At 60.0% G+C, this 18,851-nt stretch carries 15 protein-coding genes and 1 pseudogene; 4 read left to right on the top strand and 12 right to left on the bottom strand.

The features are described 5' to 3' along the window. Window positions 1-27: 27 nt before the first annotated feature. The 5 genes and pseudogenes from DM813_RS16930 to DM813_RS16915 form a co-directional block, all read right to left on the bottom strand. Window positions 28-1,722, bottom strand: a complete 1,695-nt coding sequence (locus DM813_RS16930; RefSeq protein WP_128324535.1) for a putative bifunctional diguanylate cyclase/phosphodiesterase — start codon at window positions 1,720-1,722, stop codon at window positions 28-30. 21 nt (window positions 1,723-1,743) lie between these two features. Next, window positions 1,744-2,778 carry a methyl-accepting chemotaxis protein gene (locus DM813_RS16925; RefSeq protein WP_431311995.1) on the bottom strand — a complete coding sequence of 345 codons (1,035 nt, stop codon included), beginning with the start codon at window positions 2,776-2,778 and terminating at the stop codon, window positions 1,744-1,746. Between the two features lie 249 nt (window positions 2,779-3,027). Further along, window positions 3,028-3,192 (bottom strand): annotated as a pseudogene (locus tag DM813_RS29035) (PAS domain-containing protein); the annotation flags it as partial. A 440-nt stretch (window positions 3,193-3,632) separates the two neighbouring features. Then, the gene (locus DM813_RS16920) at window positions 3,633-4,592 is read right to left on the bottom strand and encodes a quinone oxidoreductase family protein (protein WP_128324533.1); all 960 of its coding nucleotides are present in this window, start codon (window positions 4,590-4,592) and stop codon (window positions 3,633-3,635) included. A 38-nt stretch (window positions 4,593-4,630) separates the two neighbouring features. Continuing rightward, window positions 4,631-5,404, bottom strand: coding sequence for an ABC transporter ATP-binding protein (locus tag DM813_RS16915; RefSeq protein ID WP_128324532.1), 774 nt, complete (start codon window positions 5,402-5,404; stop codon window positions 4,631-4,633). Between the two features lie 199 nt (window positions 5,405-5,603). Here DM813_RS16915 and DM813_RS16910 point away from each other — a divergent pair, with 199 nt between their 5' ends. The 4 genes from DM813_RS16910 to DM813_RS16895 all read left to right on the top strand — a co-directional run bounded on the left by DM813_RS16910 (window position 5,604) and on the right by DM813_RS16895 (window position 9,643). Continuing rightward, the gene (locus tag DM813_RS16910; protein WP_128324531.1) at window positions 5,604-6,479 is read left to right on the top strand and encodes a universal stress protein; all 876 of its coding nucleotides are present in this window, start codon (window positions 5,604-5,606) and stop codon (window positions 6,477-6,479) included. A gap of 377 nt (window positions 6,480-6,856) precedes the next feature. Then, a complete protein-coding gene (locus DM813_RS16905) occupies window positions 6,857-8,167 on the top strand; it encodes a C4-dicarboxylate transporter DctA (RefSeq protein WP_128324530.1) in 1,311 nt (436 codons plus the stop codon). Window positions 8,168-8,236: 69 nt separating this feature from the next. Further along, window positions 8,237-8,941, top strand: coding sequence for a FadR/GntR family transcriptional regulator (locus DM813_RS16900; RefSeq protein ID WP_128324529.1), 705 nt, complete (start codon window positions 8,237-8,239; stop codon window positions 8,939-8,941). 15 nt (window positions 8,942-8,956) lie between these two features. Then, entirely contained in the window at window positions 8,957-9,643 is a 687-nt protein-coding gene (locus tag DM813_RS16895; protein WP_128324528.1) for a GntR family transcriptional regulator, read from the top strand. A 67-nt stretch (window positions 9,644-9,710) separates the two neighbouring features. Here the strand turns inward: DM813_RS16895 and DM813_RS16890 are convergent, their stop codons facing one another. The 7 genes from DM813_RS16890 to DM813_RS16860 form a co-directional block, all read right to left on the bottom strand. After that, window positions 9,711-11,582 carry a SurA N-terminal domain-containing protein gene (locus DM813_RS16890; RefSeq protein ID WP_128324527.1) on the bottom strand — a complete coding sequence of 624 codons (1,872 nt, stop codon included), beginning with the start codon at window positions 11,580-11,582 and terminating at the stop codon, window positions 9,711-9,713. Window positions 11,583-11,777: 195 nt separating this feature from the next. After that, window positions 11,778-12,050: an HU family DNA-binding protein gene (locus tag DM813_RS16885; protein ID WP_128324526.1), complete on the bottom strand. Its 273-nt coding sequence runs from the start codon at window positions 12,048-12,050 to the stop codon at window positions 11,778-11,780. 148 nt (window positions 12,051-12,198) lie between these two features. Beyond that, window positions 12,199-14,595, bottom strand: a complete 2,397-nt coding sequence (gene lon / locus DM813_RS16880; protein ID WP_128324525.1) for an endopeptidase La — start codon at window positions 14,593-14,595, stop codon at window positions 12,199-12,201. Between the two features lie 150 nt (window positions 14,596-14,745). After that, on the bottom strand, window positions 14,746-16,029 hold the full coding sequence (gene clpX / locus DM813_RS16875) for an ATP-dependent Clp protease ATP-binding subunit ClpX (protein WP_128324524.1): 1,284 nt from the start codon (window positions 16,027-16,029) through the stop codon (window positions 14,746-14,748). Between the two features lie 107 nt (window positions 16,030-16,136). After that, complete coding sequence (gene clpP / locus DM813_RS16870; RefSeq protein WP_128324523.1) at window positions 16,137-16,778, bottom strand: ATP-dependent Clp endopeptidase proteolytic subunit ClpP; 642 nt, start codon at window positions 16,776-16,778, stop codon at window positions 16,137-16,139. A gap of 91 nt (window positions 16,779-16,869) precedes the next feature. Next, the gene (gene tig / locus DM813_RS16865; RefSeq protein WP_128324522.1) at window positions 16,870-18,180 is read right to left on the bottom strand and encodes a trigger factor; all 1,311 of its coding nucleotides are present in this window, start codon (window positions 18,178-18,180) and stop codon (window positions 16,870-16,872) included. A 273-nt stretch (window positions 18,181-18,453) separates the two neighbouring features. Next, the gene (locus tag DM813_RS16860) at window positions 18,454-18,756 is read right to left on the bottom strand and encodes a DUF6388 family protein (protein WP_128324521.1); all 303 of its coding nucleotides are present in this window, start codon (window positions 18,754-18,756) and stop codon (window positions 18,454-18,456) included. Between the last annotated feature and the right edge of the window lie 95 nt (window positions 18,757-18,851).

Raw genomic sequence — 18,851 nt, 5'->3', positions numbered from 1 at the left:
GCATAAAGAATGCGTAAAGACCCTTCCCTACCCGGCCACCGCTCGCCATTGCGGCGGTTGTACGTAGTTGGCCTCCCACTCGATGACCGCCTCAGGCGGCATTGGCCGGGCAATTCCGTAGCCTTGGGCAATGTCACACCCCAGGTCCATCATCACCAGGCCATGCTCGACGGTCTCCAGCCCCTCGGCGACCACCTGGCGCCCGAAGGCCTGGGCGAGGCTGATCACTGCCTGGGTCAACGCCAGGTCGTCATGGTCATGGAGGATGTCGCGCACGAACGACTTGTCGATCTTGATCGTCCGCGTGCGCAGACGCTTGAGGTAGCTCAGGGACGAGTAGCCAGTACCAAAATCGTCCAGGGAGAACTGCACCCCCAACGCCTGGCAGGCCTCCAGGCACTGGCTGACCCGCTGGATATTCTCGATGGCCACCGACTCGACGATTTCCAGATCGAGCATGTGCGGCGCCACGGCCGGGTGGCGGGCCAGCAAGCGTTCAAGGCGCTCGACAAAGTCGCCCCGCTGAAAATGCCGTGCGGCGATGTTCACACTCACCGGCCAGGCGTGCCCTGCCACCTGCCACTGCTGCATCTGGGCCATCGCCTGGGCAATCACCCACTCACCGATGTCGACGATCAGGTCGGTGCGTTCCACCAGCGGCAGGAAGTCGGCGGGCGTCACCAGGCCCTTGAGCGGATGCTGCCAGCGCAAAAGGGCCTCAAAGCCAAGCACCTGACCGGTGCGCATATTGACCTTGGGCTGATAATGCAGGCACAACTCGCCACTGATCAGCGCCTGGCGTACGCGCGCTACGGTCTGGTGGGTGGCCTTCACTTCGCGGTCCAGCGATACGTCGAACAGGTGATAACGATTGCGTCCGCTCTGCTTGGCGACGTACAGCGCCTGATCGGCGTGGCGCACCAGAGTGTCGGCATCTTCGTTGTCGACCGGGAACAGGGTCACGCCGATACTGGCACTGACACTGACCTCCCGCTCCCGGATCACATAAGGCGCAGCGATCGCATTGAGCACTCGCTCCAGGGCGGCGTGCAACGCTTGCGGTGCCTGCACATGACGCAGGATCAGCACGAACTCGTCGCCCGAGAGCCGCGCCACGGCATCGCCACCGCGCAAGATGCCCTTCAGGCGCGCGGCCACCTCCACCAGCAACAGGTCACCGCTGGCATGACCGTAGCCATCGTTGACGGCCTTGAAGCCGTCCAGGTCGAGCATGCACACCGCCAAGGGCTTGTCTTCGCTGCGCGAGAATTCCAGCGCCTGCTGCAGCAGGTCGGAGAGGTAGGCGCGGTTGGGCAGCCCGGTCAGCACATCGTGCCCCACCCGCCATTGCAGGGTGTGCAACAGCTGGCGCTTCTCGGTGACATCGAAGCGGATCGATACGTACTTGCGCACCCGGCCACTGGCCGGGTCGATCAGTGGCACCATGGTGCTGTCGACCCAGTACAGCGAGCCGTCTTTGGCGCGGTTGCAGATCTCCCCTTTCCACACCTTGCCCGCCACCAGCGCACACCACATACCGTAGAAAAACGCCGAATCGTGCAGGCCGGAATTGAGAATGCGGTGATTGGCGCCCAGCAACTCTTCGCGGCTGTACCCGGAGATGCTGCAGAACTGTTCGTTGACGTACGTGATCCGGCCACTCAGGTCGGTCTCGGAAAAGATCGCGGCCGCATCGACGGCCGCGCGGTAATTATCATCCATGAAGCTTGAGTACCTTTCGGGTCAGCGGTTGAAGCGCTCGACCAGGGCACGCAGGCCCAACGCAATGTGTTCCAGTTCCGCCCCGCGACTGGCCGCGGCATTGGCATTCTGCGCGGTATGCTGCACCGTACCGGCGACGCGGTTTATTTGCGCGCAGACCTCCTCCGCCACGCATGATTGCTCCTGGGACGCCGCCGCCATTTGCTGGCTCATGTCGCTGATGCGCTCCACCGCCACTCGGATACCCTGCAGCGCCTGTTGCGCCTCAAGCACCCGGGCAACGCCGTGCTCCGCCTCGTCAATTCCCAGGCTGGCGATGCTCACCGCCTCATCGGCACCGGCGCGCAAACTGTGGATGATGCCCTGGATCTGCACCGTCGATTGCCGGGTCTTGCCGGCCAAAGCCCGCACCTCGTCGGCGACCACGGCAAACCCCCGACCCTGCTCACCGGCGCGGGCGGCTTCGATGGCCGCATTGAGGGCCAGTAGGTTGGTCTGGTCGGCAATCGACTGAATCACTTCGGCGGCCAGGGAAATATCCTGGGTCTGGCCTGCCAGGTGGGTGACCGCCTGGTTGATCTGACTGACAGTGCTGGCCAACAGCTGAATGGCCTCGCGGGTCGTACCGACCACTGCGCCCCCCTGCCCGGCCAGCTGACTGGCCGTGTGCGCTTCGCCCGCAGTGTCCTGCACGTGACGCGCCACCTCGGTGATCGAGGCGGCCATTTCAGTCATGGCTGTTGCAGTCATGTCGGTTTCGGCACGCTGTTCAAGCAACGATGATTCGGTGTGCCGGGACAGGCGACTGGAGTCACCCGCCGCTTCACTCATTTGCACCGCCAGGTCGCTCAGGCGCGTCAGTGCCGTTTTCAGCCGGGCCTCTTCGCTGATCAGCATCAACTGCAATTGTGCCGCCGGGCCCAAGGCATCACTGTAGGTCAGCGCCACCACCGGATCGGCAAAGGTATTGCCCGAACACGCGACGATCTGTGCCAGTTGCTGCCCCAGACGCCGATGCGCCCAAAGACCGACCAGGCCGAACAGCGCCAACGTCATGCCGTACCCCTGCCAGCCTGGCAGCAGAAACTGGGCGCCGACGGCAGTAGCGCCCGCCACCAGCGGCACGCTCAGGGCCCGGGCGAACTGCGTCATGTACCGCCCGGTAGCCACCGGCGCTTTGCCTTCGCGCAAACGTGCATACAACGCTTCGGCGCGGCGCACCTGTTCACGGGTCGGCTTGACCCGGACCGATTCATAACCAACCACCCGGCCGTTTTCCAGAATCGGGGTGACATAGGCGCTGACCCAATAGAAGTTGCCGTTCTTGCAGCGGTTCTTGACGATCCCCATCCAGCTCTGGCCGGCCTTGAGGTAGTGCCACATTTGCTCGAACACCGCAGCCGGCATGTCCGGGTGGCGTACCAGATTGTGTGGGCTGCCGATCAGTTCTGCCTGGCTAAAGCCACTCATGGCGGCAAATTCGGCGTTGCAATAAGTGATGTTACTGGCGATATCGGTGGCAGAAATGAGCCGTTGATCCGCGCCAAACGTTTGCTCGATGGCGGTGACCGGCAGGTTGAAACGCACGATGAAACTCCCTTTACTGCGTTCTGAAAATCGAGCGGCGAGTTTCTGGCGAAAGCGCAATACGATTTGATTGGTCGTTCAAATAACCCTACGAATTACATCACATTTTGTAACCAGCCGTGACCTATTTCGCTGCGACCAAATGTCGATTTATTAAAATAAATATTTGATTTATAAAGAAAATTAACTGACCGGTTCGTCAATGGGTGTTGGAAGGACTATCCGAGGAAGGGGAATGATGCGGCCGCGAAAAAGGCCGCATCGATTCAATCGAAAGCAGAGAAGGGAAAATCGTCAGGGCGAACTCAGCTACTCACAGCCGCTTACAGCACGAAGACGATGCGCTCCGCTGCACTGCGCTGCCAGCTCGCTTCGACTTCACTCAACGGCACGGCCTCGGCTTCTACCTTGAGATTGGCCGGCTTGATTGCCTGCAGTAATTGCCCCACTACCTTGACCAGTCCCTCGTTGGAAACGCTGCCCAGACCGCTGCCCAGCATTTCCAGGCCGGAGCTGCGCAGCACCCCGGGGCTGAGCGGCAGGGTTGCCCCGGCCAATGCGCCGATGTTGACGAAACGCACGCGTGGCGCGGCATTGCCGCTACCGTGGCTGACCAGCGCATCGAGAATGCACGCCGCCGGCTGGCCCCACAGATAGTCGAGGACAACGTCGATTCCCCTCCCCTGAATTTCCTCGCGCAGTGCAGCGGTCAACTGCTCGGCGGGCTGGTCCAGACGAATGAAGTCATCCGCACCCAACGCACGCAGTTCCGCCTCCACCGCGGGGTTACGGGCAGTGGCCACTACCCGTGAAGCGCCCAGGTGCTTGGCCACCTGAATCGCCAGACGCCCGGAAGTGCCGGCCGCGCCGTTGATCAGTACCCGCTCGCCTGGCTTGAAGTGCGCGCGCTCCTGCAAGGCCGCCCAGGACGACATGCCCGGGTTGGCGATGGCGGCGGCCGTGATGTCGTCGATGTCATCCGGCACGGCCACAACGTTGCGCGCATCCACAGCGACCACCTCGGCCATGGCGCCAATCGGGGCACGGGGAAAGGCGAAGTAGACCCGGGTGCCGTCTGCAAGCAGACCGACGCCGTCGGCACCCGGCACTACTGGTAGCGTCTTGCCGCTGCTGTAATGCTTGCCGCTGGCCTGGGCACGGACCAGCTGACTGAGCGCCGCCGCGCGAACGCGCACCAGCACTTCGCCTGGCAACGCCTGCGGTGCATCCAGCTCGCCGTAGCGTGGCGGCTGGTCGAAGTCGTGAACGATGGCGGCTTTCATGGGTTTACTCCATAGATCTGTATGAGGGGCGGCGTGTTTCAGGCATGCCAGCAGCGGTACCAGCCATCCTGCTCGCTGATGCGCAGGTTGGTCTGGTAGAGATCGGACAGGGCGGCACTGTCGAGCACGTCGGCCTTGGGGCCATCGGCAACAATACGGCCCTGGTTCAGCAGCACCACACGATCGATCTCCGGGATGATCTCGTCGATATGGTGGGTGGTGATGATCATTGCATGGTCGTCACCACAGAAACTGCGCAGCAACTTGAGCATGCCCAGGCTCGCGCCCATGTCCAGGCCATTGGCCGGCTCGTCGAGGATCAGGGCGCGGGGCTGGTGGACCAGTGCACGGGCCAGCAGCAGGCGTCGTTTCTGGCCGGTGGACAGGCGCTGGAACATCGTCTGTTCATGGCCCGCCATTTCCACTACGCCAAGCAGCGCCCGCGCCTGCTCCAGTTGCTCGTCGCTGGGCTGCAGATGACCGTGGGCGCCGATAGCGCCAAAGAAGCCGGAGACCACCACATCCAGCGCCTGGGTATAGGGCGTGTAGTCTTCCTGCAGGTCCTGGGAGACAAAGCCCAGGCGGCTGCGCAATTGCCAGAGGTTGACGGTGTCGCTGCCGAACAGCTTCAGGTGGCTGCCTGCCCGCTCAACCGGATACAGCTCGCGGGTGATCAGCTTGAGCAAGGTGCTCTTGCCGGCACCATTGGGGCCGAGGATGGCGACTTTCTCGCCAGCGCCAATGTGCAGGGAAAACCCATCGAGTACCCGGGTCTCTTGCTGGTAGGCGGTAATGTTGTGAAATTCGATCATGGTTTACTCGTCAACGGCGGGCAAATGCAGAAGGTAGCACCCGCAAGGCGCTCCCCACACCCTTGATACAGATCAACACGCTAAGCTCAGTACGCGAGACGATGACTGAACGTAGGGAACGGATCGACAGCTGGCCACCGCCTTGAGCCCCAAGGCACCGCCATAGATTCAGGTGCAAGCACCGCATAGGGAGACCCATATGACCTCGTTGAACCACGTACTGGTCGCCACCGACCTGTCCACCCCCGCCCGCAACGCAGCAGAGCGGGCTGCACTGCTGAGCAAGGCGCGGGATGCATCGCTGGATCTGCTCTATGTGGCCAATCCGGCACCCTTTGAGCGCCTCAAACAGATCGTCGTGCCGGATGAAGACTTGCTCAAACGCGCACTGGACACCGCCAAGGAAAAAACCCACGAACTGGCAGACATGCTGTTCCAGCGCTACGACATCGCCTCGGGCATTCAAGCTACGTCCGGCTCGGTTGTCAGTGAAATCACCCGCGTCGTGCAAGACAGGCGCAGCGACCTGCTGGTCTGCGGGGCCAAGGGCCAGAGCCTGGTCCGCCACCTGCTGCTCGGTTCTACCGTGCAACGCATGCTCAGCCGCATGCTCTGCCCGATGCTGGTGGTCAAGAGCGCACCCCGCGATGCCTACCGCCGCTTGCTGGTTCCGGTCGACTTTTCGCCGTCTTCGCTGCGCGCGATCAAGATCGCCAAGGCGGTTGCGCCAGAGGCCGAGATCATTCTCCTGCACGTGTACGAAGCGCCCTTCGAAGGCAGCATGCGCTTTGCCCATGTTGACCAGGACACCCTCACCCACTACCGCAATGTGATCCGCAAGGACGCCATTGAACAACTGGCAGCATTGAGCGATGCCGCCGGGGTGTCCGGTGCCCGTCAGGTCGTGGTACACGGCGACCCCGCCTGGCGGATTGTCGAGCAGGAGCTGGAACTGGACTGCGACCTGATCGTGATCGGCAAGCAGGGCGAAAGCGCCCTGGAAGAACTGCTGATAGGGAGCATCACCAAGCATGTCCTTAACGAATCCCGGTGTGATGTGCTGGTGTCTCTGTAAGCTGCGCTGATTCAACAGGGGGCGTACTCCGCGCCCCCATCACGCTTTCCCGCCCGGCAATTGCGCTGCCGAACCGGTCTGACCAGTTAAAATTCACCCCTACCCTTTCAAGTATCAAGCGCCGTTCACACGTCGCTTGAACGCTGTCTCGGCTGCTCGTCGCAACGCCGCCCGTCAGACCTATTCGCTGTAAGCCACTGATTTTAAAAAACCCTCCCTGTCGCACTCAGTCAAGTCCCAAGAATTCCTTGCCAACGCCGAAAACCCGCGCCTACACTCAGCACGCACTGGACATACCGGTAAGACCACAATAATTAAGTCCTCCGCTCTTTCGCCCCCGGGCATCGAAGCAAGGACACCGATCAGAGATCCCTCCCATGCTCAAATGGTGCTCGCGTTCGATCTTTCTCCAAGTCGTGCTCGGCCTGATGCTTGGCATCGCCTGCGGCCTCAGCTTTCCCGAAGTTTCCCTGCAGCTAAAGCCCCTGGGCGACGGCTTTATCAAACTGATCAAGATGCTCATCGGGCTGATTGTGTTTTGCGTCGTGGTCAGCGGTATTTCCGGCGCAGGTGACCTGAAGAAGGTCGGACGGATCGGCCTCAAGTCCGTGATCTATTTCGAGATCCTCACCACCATCGCCCTGGTCATCGGCCTGGTGTTTGCCTTTACCTCAGGGATTGGCAGCGGCGCCAACATTCACCTCGACCAACTGGCCAGTGCCGAGGCCGGCAACCTGGCAGAACGCGGCCAGCATATGCACAGTACCGCCGCGTTTCTCATGGATCTGATTCCGACCTCGGTCATCGGTGCCTTTGCCGACAACAACATCCTGCAAGTGCTGCTGTTCTCGGTGCTGTTCGGCAGCGCGCTGAACCTGGTCGGCGAAGCGGCTTCGGGCATTTCAAGACTGATCAACGAACTGAGCCACGTCATCTTCCGCATCATGGGCATGATCGTGCGCCTGGCACCGCTGGGCGTATTCGGTGCCATCGCCTTCACCACCAGCAAGTACGGCCTGGAGTCGCTGCAGCACCTGGGTGGTCTGGTCGCCCTGTTCTACCTGACTTGCACCGGTTTCGTGCTGCTGATCCTGGGTACCGTCATGCGCCTCTCGGGCCTGCGCATCCTGCCGTTCATCAAGTACCTGCGCGAAGAGCTGACCATCGTACTCGGCACCGCGTCTTCCGATGCCGTACTGCCACAGATCATGCGCAAACTGGAGCACCTGGGCATCGGCAATTCCACCGTTGGCCTGGTGATTCCCACCGGTTACTCCTTTAACCTTGACGGTTTCTCGATCTACCTGACCCTGGCCATTGTGTTCATCGCCAACGCTACCGGTACCCCGCTGGCGATGACCGACCTGCTGACCATCCTGCTGGTGTCGTTGATCACCTCCAAGGGGGCTCACGGTATTCCCGGATCGGCACTGGTCATTCTGGCCGCAACCCTGACTGCCATTCCGGCAATCCCGGTGGTCGGCCTGGTGCTGGTACTGGCGGTGGACTGGTTCATGGGCATTGGCCGGGCGCTGACCAACCTGATCGGCAACTGCGTGGCCACTGTCGCCATCGGCCGCTGGGAAGGCGATATCGACATGGAGCGGGCCAACAATGTACTGGCCGGCAAACAGGGCTTCGGCTTTGCCCAGCGCAAAACCCCGACCGCCCATCAACAAGAGTTCTGAGCAATGCGGCCGGCAGCCCCCCTGCCGGCCACAGGAGCAAACCATGCAAGTGTTCTCATGGAGTGAACTGTGATTACTTCATCGACCGTAGTGAACTCAGTGGTGGAAAAACTCCGCCAGGCCCTGGCCCGTGGCCAGTGGCGCACCGGCGAAATGCTCCCGGGGCAGCGCGAGCTGGCCGAGCAACTGGGCATCAGCCGCCCGAGCCTGCGCGAAGCCGTGACCGTGCTGGAGACCCTCGGCCTGGTGCGTTCGATGCCGGGCAAAGGGGTACTGGTACTGGACGCCGACCTCGCCGAGCAAACGCCGCTGCAAACCGGCGTGGCCGACGCCAGCCTGGAGGACGTGCTGCAGCTGCGCTACACCCTCGAGCCGTTTATCGTCGGCCTGGTGGCCCAGTCGATCAGCAGCAAGGAAATCGGCCAGCTACGCCTGACGCTGATGGACATGCGCGAAGCCCTTGAGGCGCAGGACAGCGAAGCCGGGGTCAACGCCTACATCGCCTTCCACGAAGAGCTGTTCACCCTGACCGCCAACCCGATCTTCCAGAGCGTGGTGCAACAAACCAGCAACGCCCTCAAGCAAAGCGCTGCGGTGCTGCGCAACTCGCCCGAGCACCTGGCCGCACGCCTGGAAGAAAACGAGGCCGTGGTGCGCGCCATCCGCAACAAGAACAGCGCCCAGGCCAGCACCCAGATGCGCCACCATATCCTCCAGGAAGGCCGGCGCATGGGTATCGAACTGAACATACCGGACGACCACCCGGTCGCCTGACCCAGGAGAGCAGAGATGAACACCAGCGCCCAAGCCCCGGCGACCACCCTGCCCCCGCTGCTCGTCCACGGCGAAGTACGCTTGTCCGCCGAGCAGATCTACCCGCGCCTGTTCGATGCCATTCTGGAACAGCGCCTGGCCCCCGGCAGCGCCCTGCCCGAGCAGGCGCTGGGTGAAGCTTTTGGTGTCAGCCGCACGGTGATCCGACGCGTGCTGGGGCGCCTGTGCGACCAGCAAGTGATTGTCCAGCGGCCCAGCCACACCGCGCGCCTGGCCGCGCCCGACCCGCAACAGGCACGGCAGATCCTCAGCGCCCGGCGTCTGGCAGAAACCACTCTGATCACCCTGGCCGCCCAGCGCTCACGCCCAGCCAAAATCCGGCAGTTGCGTGACCTGGTCGCTCGCGAGCGCCAGCACCACGAACAAGGCCAGCGTTGCACCGCGATCCGCCTGGGGGGCGAGTTCCACCTCAAGCTCGCGGAGATTGCCGACAATGCACCGCTGACGCGCTTTCTCAATGGCCTGGTACCGCAAACTTCGTTGATCATCGCCCAGTACGAAACCCGCCCCTGCAGCCACTGCGCCTGGCAGGAGCACGCTGCGATCATCGATGCACTGGAGCTGGGCGATGCGCAGACTGCCCTGGCGCTGATGCACCAGCACCTGGACCATATCGAAGCCAAGCTGGAGTTGGATGTTTGAAGTAATCACACCCCTGAAAACAGAAAAGGCCGCATAAGCGGCCTTTTCTGTTTTCAGCGACAGGCACTCAGTAACGAGTGATGTCCGCCTTGGCTTCCAGCTGTTTGCGGTAGGCCGCAAAGTCTTGCTGGCCGGCACGCGAAGCGAGGAAACGACGGTACGCCGCTTTCTCTTCTTCGGTGGCCGCCGAGCCTTCGTTGACGCCGTTCAGACGCAGTACAACCAGGCTGCCATCGTTCAGCGCAACGCTGCTGTACACAGGCTTGTCCTTGGCTTCAGGCTTGTTCATGCGGAACAGGGCCTGCAGCTCGACCGGATCAATGCCTTCCTGGCTGCGCGAGACCGCTTCCTGGACCTTCCAGCTTTGACCTTCCTGGGTAGCCGCCAGCGGGATGCTGCCGTCACGCAGGCCAGCGATCAGCGCGTCGGCCTTGGTTTTCAGTGCGGCGGTCGCCTGCTCCTGGGCCAGGTGCTTGCGGATGCTGTCCGACACCACGTCCAGCGCCAGCTGCTCAGGCTTGAGGTGCTGTTTCACACGCAACACAACGACGGTTTCCGGGTCCAGCTCGATACCGCTGCTGTTGGAACCTTCTTCCAGCACTTCAGGGCTGTACGCGGCCTGAATCACGGCGCGGTTGGCGGTAATGCCTTCGCCGCCTTCACGACCGAATGCCGGCGCAGTCTGAACCTTCAAGCCCAGCTCCTGGGCTGGCTGGGCCAGGTCGGAGGCTTCGAACGCAGAGTCTTCCAGCTGCTTGGTCACCTCGACAAAGCGCTGCTCGACCTGCTGGGTCTTGAGTTCACGGGTCAGCTTGTCTTTCAGGCTGGCAAAGCTCGGCACTTCTGGCGCCTGCACACCCAGCAGCTTGATCAGGTGGAAACCGTATTCGGTGCGTACCGGAGCCGAGACCTGGTCCTTGTTCAGCGCATACAGCGCCTCTTCGAAGGTAGGGTCATAGACGCCCTGGCCGGCAAAGCCGAGGTCACCGCCATTGTTGGCCGAACCCGGGTCCTGGGAGAACTCTTTGGCCAGTGCGGCAAAGTCTTCACCTTTGGCCAGACGCTGCGAAATCTCTTCGATCTTGGCCTTGGCCTGAGCCTCGTTCACCTTGTCGTTGACTTCGATGAGGATGTGAGCGGCGTGACGCTGCTCGGCGAGGTTGGCGATTTCTTTTTCGTACAGCGCCTTGAGTTCGTCTTCGTTGACAGTGACCTGGTCAAAGAACGACGACTTCTTCAGCTCGATGTAGTCGATAACGACCTGCTCCGGGCTCATGAACTCTTTGGCGTGCTCGTCGTAATGCGCCTTGATCTGCTCATCGGTCACCTTCACCGCAGCCGGGTCGGCCTTGAAAGTCAGCGAAGCGAAATCACGGGTCTGCTTTTCCAGACGGGCAAATGCATTGACCTGGTCATCGGTGACAAAACCACTGCCGGCGAGGCCCGCGCGCAGTTGGCCGATCAGCATTTCCTGAGCCAGCATCTGGCGGAACTGCATGCGGCTGTAGCCCATCTGGCGAATCACCTGATCGAAACGCTCAGAGCTGAACTTGCCATCCTGCTGGAATTCAGGCGTCTGCAAGATTACCTGGTCAAGCGCGGCTTCGGAGAAGGAGAACTTGGCGTCTTCAGCGCCCTGAAGCAACAGCTTGCGGTCGATCAGGCCCTTGAGTGCGGCCTCACGCAGCATGTTTTCGTTGAGCAACGACGGATCGAAATCCTTGCCCAGCTGTTGCATCAGCTGACGACGTTGCATGTCGACGGCCTGGCTCAGCTCGTTCTGGCTAATGGTTTCACCATTGACCTTGGCAGCGTCCTGGCTGTGGGTGGTGGCCTGGAAGATGGCATCGAAGCCGGTCAGTGCCATCAAGGCTACGATGACACCGATGATGGTCTTGGCAATCCAACCTTGTGAATTGTCCCTGATATTCTGCAGCATGCGTCCCCCAGAAACGGTTGTACTGAATGAACCAACCGTGGAGCGTGGGTAGATTCCTGATAGAAGAAAGGCGCATCCGAAGATGCGCCTTCTCGTAACCGACCAAAGGTCAGGAGCCTTTCAGCGCGCCCTGACCTTCGGTAGCCAAGCCTGGCATGAGCCGGCTCGGTTAGGCGTAAGCCTGAAGGAAGTGACTTAGTTGACGGCTTCTTTCAGTGCCTTGCCAGCCTTGAAGCCAGGCTTCTTGGCAGCAGGGATTTCCAGAGTCTTGCCGGTTTGCGGGTTGCGGCCGGTACGAGCAGGACGATCGGTAACGGAGAAGGTACCGAAACCAACCAGTACCACGGAATCACCTGCCTTCAGGGCACCGGTGACGGACTCGATAACTGCGTCCAGCGCCTTGCCGGCGGTGGCTTTCGAAATATCAGCAGATGCGGCGATAGCGTCAATCAGTTCCGACTTGTTCACTCTAAGTCCCCTTATATCTCTATTGAGTTTGTATCTAAGTATGTAATGAAAAGCTTAACGAGCGCTGGGTGGCCTGTTGACACTTAAGTGCCGCTTTATAACAAGGGCCTGAAAATACTGTCAAGAAAGCCCCCCAGCCAAATACGTACTAATGCGTGCTAATTCTTTCCTTGGAATCGCTGTCGCGCTTTTCATCCTTGGCGACAATCTCTGGAGCCACATCTGGTAAGGGCTCCGGGGCGTATTGCAGCGCAATTTGGAGGACTTCGTCAATCCATTTAACCGGTTTAATCTGAAGATCCTGCTTAATATTCTCAGGAATTTCCTTCAAATCGCGAACATTCTCTTCAGGAATGATCACCGTCTTGATTCCACCACGGTGCGCTGCGAGCAATTTCTCTTTCAAACCACCAATCGCCAGCACCTGCCCACGCAGGGTAATTTCACCCGTCATGGCCACATCGGCACGCACCGGAATCTGCGTCAGCGCCGACACCAGGGCGGTGCACATGCCGATACCGGCACTTGGACCATCCTTGGGCGTAGCACCTTCCGGCATGTGAATGTGGGTGTCGCGTTTCTCGTGGAAATCGGCCGGAATACCCAGGCTTTTAGCACGGCTGCGAACGACGGTCTGTGCAGCGGTGATCGACTCGACCATCACATCACCCAGGGAACCGGTCTTGATCAACTGGCCCTTGCCCGGAATCACTGCGGCTTCGATGGTCAGCAACTCGCCACCGACCTGGGTCCAGGCCAGGCCGGTTACCTGGCCTACCTGATCCTGCTGCTCGGCCAGGCCGTAACGGAACTTGCGCACCCCGAGGAAGTGCTCCAGCTGCTCGCCAGTGACCTTGACGGCCACCTGCTTGAGCCCGGCATGCTCCTTGACCACCTTGCGGCAGATCTTCGCGATCTGACGTTCCAGGCCCCGTACACCGGCTTCGCGGGTGTAGTAGCGGATGATGTCGCGAATTGCCGTGACATCGACGTCCAGCTCACCCTTCTTCAGGCCGTTGGCCTTGATTTGCTTGGGTGTCAGGTACTTGACCGCAATGTTGATTTTTTCATCTTCGGTGTAACCCGGCAGACGAATGACTTCCATCCGGTCCAGCAGTGCTGGCGGGATGTTCATCGAGTTGGAGGTGCAGAGGAACATCACATCGGACAGGTCGTAGTCGACTTCCAGATAGTGATCGTTGAAGTTGTGGTTCTGCTCGGGATCGAGCACCTCGAGCAACGCCGAGGCCGGATCGCCACGCATATCGCTGCCCATCTTGTCGATTTCATCGAGCAGGAACAGCGGGTTGCGTACGCCCACCTTGGTCATTTTCTGAATCAGGCGACCCGGCATCGAGCCGATGTAGGTACGCCGGTGACCACGAATCTCGGCTTCGTCACGCACGCCACCCAGCGCCATGCGCACGAACTTGCGGTTGGTCGCGCTGGCAATCGATTCGGCCAGGGAGGTTTTACCCACGCCCGGAGGCCCGACCAGGCACAGCACAGGGCCACGGATTTTCTTTACCCGCTTCTGCACGGCGAGGTACTCGAGGATGCGTTCCTTGACCTCTTCCAGACCGTAATGGTCGGCGTCGAGGATTTCCTCGGCCTTGGCCAGATCCAGACGCACTTTGCTCTGGGCCTTCCACGGCACCTGCACCAGCCAGTCCAGGTAAGAACGCACGACAGTGGCTTCAGCCGACATCGGCGACATCTGTTTGAGCTTGTTCAGCTCAGCCTGGGCCTTGGCATAGGCATCTTTGGGCAGGCCCGCGGCGTCGAGACGCTTTTTCAGCTCTTCGACTTCGTTGTGACCTTCTTCGCTGTCGCCGAGCTCTTTCTGAATGGCCTTCATCTGCTCATTCAGGTAGTACTCGCGCTGACTGCGCTCCATCTGTTTTTTGACGCGACCACGGATGCGCTTCTCGACCTGCAACAGGTCGATTTCGGCGTCCAGCAGTGCCATGACATGCTCGACACGGGTGGCCAGGTCGAGAATCTCGAGGATTTCCTGTTTCTGCTCGATCTTCAGGGCCATGTGCGCGGCCATGGTGTCGACCAGGCGCCCCGGCTCATCGATGCTGTTGAGCGACGACAGGACTTCAGCTGGGACTTTCTTGCCCAGCTGAACATACTGCTCAAATTGTGACAGCAAGCTACGAACGAAGACTTCAGACTCGCGCTCGGCGGTCTGCGACTCGTCGATCAACGATACTTCGGCGCGAATATGGCCGTCGACTTCGTTGAAACGCTCTACCGCACCGCGTTGCTCACCCTCGACCAGCACCTTGACGGTGCCATCAGGCAGTTTGAGCAGTTGCAGCACAGTGGCAATGGTACCGACGCGGTACAGGGCATCTTCGCCTGGATCGTCGTCAGCGGGGTTCTTCTGGGCAAGCAGAAGGATCTGCTTCTCGCCCGTCATTGCGGCCTCGAGGGCTTCGATGGACTTCTCGCGCCCCACGAACAGTGGGATAACCATGTGCGGATAGACGACGACATCGCGCAATGGCAAAAGAGGCAAGTCGAGGGTGGTCTTCATGATTTCGCCTCTACAGCGGCCTTGTGGCCGGAAACCGGTGGAATTTGAGCGTGGGTTTAATGTGGGGGCAGCCCCGCAAAAAAACAAGCTCTACGACAGGAAAAGCAAAGGGGCCCGAAGGCCCCTTGCTGATTCGAGCCGTTTGGAGGCTCAGACGTCAGGTGCAGCTTTGGCTTGCGGCTCGCTGTTTTCGTAGATCAACAGCGGCTGCGAAGTGCCATCGATGACGCTCTCGTCGATCACCACCTTGCTGACATCCTTCTGCGAAGGAATCTCGTACATGGTGTCGAGCAGGATGCCCTCGAGGATCGAACGCAGGCCACGTGCTCCGGTTTTACGCTCCAGGGCCTTGCGGGCCACGGACTTGAGCGCATCGCTACGGAACTCGAGGTCGACGCCTTCCATTTCGAACAGCTTGGCATACTGCTTGGTGAGCGCGTTCTTCGGCTCGGTGAGAATCTGCATCAAGGCAGCTTCATCGAGCTCGTCGAGGGTGGCGAGCACCGGCAAACGACCGACGAATTCTGGAATCAGACCGAACTTGACCAGATCGTCAGGTTCAACCTCACGCAGCGATTCGCCAACTTTCTTGCCTTCCTGCTTGCTGCGTACTTCGGCACCAAAGCCGATGCCGCCGCGGGTGGAACGGTTCTGGATGACCTTTTCCAGGCCAGAGAACGCACCGCCACAGATAAACAGGATGTTGCGCGTATCGACCTGCAGGAATTCCTGCTGCGGATGCTTGCGGCCACCTTGCGGCGGAACCGAGGCAACCGTGCCTTCGATCAGCTTGAGCAACGCCTGCTGCACGCCCTCACCCGAAACGTCACGGGTAATGGACGGGTTGTCCGACTTGCGCGAGATCTTGTCGATTTCGTCGATGTAGACAATGCCCATCTGGGCCTTTTCCACGTCGTAGTCGCACTTTTGCAGCAGCTTCTGAATGATGTTCTCGACGTCTTCACCCACATAACCGGCTTCGGTCAGGGTGGTGGCATCGGCGATGGTGAACGGGACATTCAACAGACGCGCGAGGGTTTCGGCGAGCAGGGTTTTACCCGAGCCCGTCGGACCGATCAGCAGGATGTTACTCTTGCCGAGCTCGACGTCGTCGTTCTTCTTGTCGCGTTGGTTCAGGCGCTTGTAGTGGTTGTACACCGCTACCGCCAGTACCTTTTTCGCACGCTCCTGACCGATGACATACTGGTCCAGGATGGTGCTGATTTCTTTCGGCGAAGGCAGTTTATGCGCGCTGCTTTCGGCCTGGGCTTCCTGCACCTCCTCACGGATGATGTCGTTGCACAGGTCGACGCACTCGTCGCAGATAAATACCGAGGGGCCGGCAATCAACTTGCGCACTTCATGCTGGCTTTTGCCGCAGAAGGAGCAATAGAGCAATTTGCCGTTGTCCTCGCCGTTACGGGTGTCAGTCATTCGATCGATCCAATCCGGTAGGCTTGCAACACAAGATGAAGGCAAATGCGGGCTTTTTCAAGTCCACAGGTGGCGGGAAAAACCCGCCACCTGCTTTGACACCTTGATCAGACAGCCATTTGACGCTTTTCGTGTACCGAGTCGATCAGACCGTACTCGGCAGCACGCTGGGCGCTCATGAAGTTGTCGCGCTCGGTGTCGCGCTTGATGGTTTCGAGGTCCTGGCCAGTGTGGTAGGCCAGCAGCTCGTTCAACCGCGACTTGATGGAGAGAATTTCCTTGGCGTGGATTTCGATGTCCGTCGCCTGGCCCTGGAAACCACCCAGCGGCTGGTGAATCATCACGCGCGAGTTTGGCAGGCAGTGACGCTTGCCCTTGGCACCGGCAGCCAGCAGGAATGCACCCATGGAGCACGCCTGACCGATGCAGGTGGTGGACACGTCTGGCTTGATGAACTGCATGGTGTCGTAGATCGACATACCTGCAGTCACCGAACCACCCGGCGAGTTGATGTAGAGATGGATATCCTTGTCCGGGTTTTCCGCTTCAAGGAACAGCAACTGCGCCGCGATCAGGTTGGCCATGTAGTCCTCTACCGGGCCGACCAGAAAGATCACCCGCTCCTTCAAAAGGCGCGAGTAGATGTCGTAGGCACGTTCGCCACGAGCGGATTGCTCGATAACCATCGGGACCAGGCCGCCTGCGGCCTGGATGTCAGAGCTCTGCTGATAATAAGAATTGCGGGACATGTCCTGCACTCACTCCCAAATAGTCATGTCTTGAATACGCACAAGCCAGCTCGAAGGCTGGCTTGTGGTGTTTTTCCTACGAGAGAAACAATCAGTCAGCGGCAGGAGCCTGCACTGGCTTGATGGCTTCTTCGTACGAGACCGATTTATCGGTCACAGTCGCTTTCTGCAGAACAGTATCCACAACTTGTTCTTCCAGCACAACCGAACGTACTTCGTTCAGCTGTTGGTCGTTCTTGTAGTACCAAGCCACGACTTGCTCTGGCTCCTGGTAGGCCGAAGCCATTTCCTGGATCATTTCGCGAACGCGATCTTCGTCTGGCTTCAGGTCGTTTTGCTTGACCACTTCAGCAACGATCAGACCCAGCACTACGCGGCGCTTGGCTTGTTCTTCGAACAGCTCAGCCGGCAGTTGCTCAGGCTTGATGTTGCCACCGAACTGCTGAACAGCTTGAACGCGCAGGCGGTTCACTTCGTTTTCCAGCAGTGCTTTAGGCACTTCGATCGGGTTGGCAGCCAGCAGGCCGTCCATTACCTGGTTCTTGACCTTGGTCTTGATGGCCTGACGCAGTTCACGCTCCATGTTCTTGCGAACTTCGGTGCGGAAACCTTCCAGCGAAGCTTCCTTGATGCCGAACTGGGCGAAGAACTCTTCGGTCAGCTCAGGCAGCTTAGGCTCGGAAACGCTGTTGACGGTAACGGTGAACTCGGCGGCTTTGCCAGCCAGGTCCAGGTTCTGGTAGTCCTCAGGGAAGGACAGGTTCAGAACGCGCTCTTCACCGGCTTTGGCGCCAACCAGGCCTTCTTCGAAGCCCGGGATCATGCGGCCGGAACCCAGTACCAGCTGGGTGCCTTTGGCCGAACCGCCGGCGAACACTTCACCGTCGACCTTGCCGACGAAATCGATGTTCAGCTGGTCTTCGTTCTGGGCAGCGCGCTCAACGGCTTCAAAGCGGACGTTCTGCTTGCGCAGTACTTCCAGCATGTTGTCCAGGTCGGCATCAGCCACTTCGGCGCTCAGGCGCTCGACAGCGATCGAGTCGAAACCGGCAACGGTGAACTCAGGGAATACTTCGAAGGTGGCAACGTATTCCAGGTCCTTGCCTTTTTCGAACGACTTTGGCTCGACGGCAGGAGCGCCAGCCGGGTTCAGCTTCTGCTCAACCACAGCTTCGTAGAAGGAAGCCTGAACCAGATCGCCGAAGGCTTCCTGGCGGGCTGCATCTTCGTAACGCTGACGGATCACGCTCATCGGCACTTTGCCAGGACGGAAGCCTGGAACCTTGGCGCGACGGGCAGTCTGTTGCAGACGCTTGTTGACTTCGGTCTCGACGCGCTCTGCCGGAACGGCGATGGTCATGCGACGCTCGAGAGCAGAAGTATTTTCAACAGAAACTTGCATGGATATTCCTCGTTGCACAGACGTTAGCCGGCGATACCCGACTCCAGAATCAAGGGCAAGCATTCTAGTGGCTCAAAGGCCAGAAGTCACCCCGTTCAAGACGACGGGAAAGCACGCCGGTCCATTTCATTTATAACCCCCGGCCAAAACCCTGTCCGGGGGTGCTCAAGACCCGCCACCCAGGGCCTGGACGCCACCTCCGATCAAGATGGCGAACCCGGCCTCAGGCAGCCAGAAATACTTGTCAAAACACTACAAAACCCAAGGTCAGCCTCAGGGGGCCGTGCCGTCGATCTCGTTGATGCTGCAATATTCTTCCCATTCCATGCCCAGTGCTTCAGCGACCTGCCGATGCACTTCAAGTCGCATGGCCTGGAGTTCCGCGTCGGAGCTGGCAATCAGTTGCAGGGTCAATTCCCAAGGTTCAAGCCCCTGCTCCTGCGCCGCATCCTCGAACGCCCATTCGATCTGTTGCTGCTGCTCATGGGCGCTGAGCCCGGCAATTTCTTCCAGTAGCTGCGGATTGGCGGCGGCAAAGCGCTGCAACGCGCTGGCCTGGCGTTCTTTTGAAATCATCAAGCGGTCCTCACTACCTTGCCGTTGGCCACGGCCTCAACCGGCTGAAATCTATCAGCTTTTATGTAGTTGTCACCAGTGCACCGCAAGCAAGT

Origin of the sequence: Pseudomonas alkylphenolica (assembly GCF_004025535.1) — a bacterium.
Taxonomy (GTDB): Bacteria; Pseudomonadota; Gammaproteobacteria; order Pseudomonadales; family Pseudomonadaceae; genus Aquipseudomonas; species Aquipseudomonas alkylphenolica_A.
The sequence above is the reverse complement of the archived record's forward strand: the minus strand, read 5'-3'. Positions and strand labels throughout refer to the sequence as shown.

Bases quoted from the DNA above. Each gene is read 5' to 3' on its own strand.
- clpX (WP_128324524.1), bottom strand. From the start codon at position 16,029: ATGACTGACACCCGTAACGGCGAGGACAACGGCAAATTGCTCTATTGC.
- clpP (WP_128324523.1), bottom strand. From the start codon at position 16,778: ATGTCCCGCAATTCTTATTATCAGCAGAGCTCTGACATCCAGGCCGCA.
- DM813_RS16860 (WP_128324521.1), bottom strand. From the start codon at position 18,756: ATGATTTCAAAAGAACGCCAGGCCAGCGCGTTGCAGCGCTTTGCCGCC.
- DM813_RS16920 (WP_128324533.1), bottom strand. From the start codon at position 4,592: ATGAAAGCCGCCATCGTTCACGACTTCGACCAGCCGCCACGCTACGGC.
- tig (WP_128324522.1), bottom strand. From the start codon at position 18,180: ATGCAAGTTTCTGTTGAAAATACTTCTGCTCTCGAGCGTCGCATGACC.
- DM813_RS16925 (WP_431311995.1), bottom strand. From the start codon at position 2,778: ATGACGTTGGCGCTGTTCGGCCTGGTCGGTCTTTGGGCGCATCGGCGT.
- DM813_RS16910 (WP_128324531.1), top strand. From the start codon at position 5,604: ATGACCTCGTTGAACCACGTACTGGTCGCCACCGACCTGTCCACCCCC.
- DM813_RS16905 (WP_128324530.1), top strand. From the start codon at position 6,857: ATGCTCAAATGGTGCTCGCGTTCGATCTTTCTCCAAGTCGTGCTCGGC.
- DM813_RS16915 (WP_128324532.1), bottom strand. From the start codon at position 5,404: ATGATCGAATTTCACAACATTACCGCCTACCAGCAAGAGACCCGGGTA.
- DM813_RS16895 (WP_128324528.1), top strand. From the start codon at position 8,957: ATGAACACCAGCGCCCAAGCCCCGGCGACCACCCTGCCCCCGCTGCTC.
- DM813_RS16890 (WP_128324527.1), bottom strand. From the start codon at position 11,582: ATGCTGCAGAATATCAGGGACAATTCACAAGGTTGGATTGCCAAGACC.
- DM813_RS16930 (WP_128324535.1), bottom strand. From the start codon at position 1,722: ATGGATGATAATTACCGCGCGGCCGTCGATGCGGCCGCGATCTTTTCC.
- lon (WP_128324525.1), bottom strand. From the start codon at position 14,595: ATGAAGACCACCCTCGACTTGCCTCTTTTGCCATTGCGCGATGTCGTC.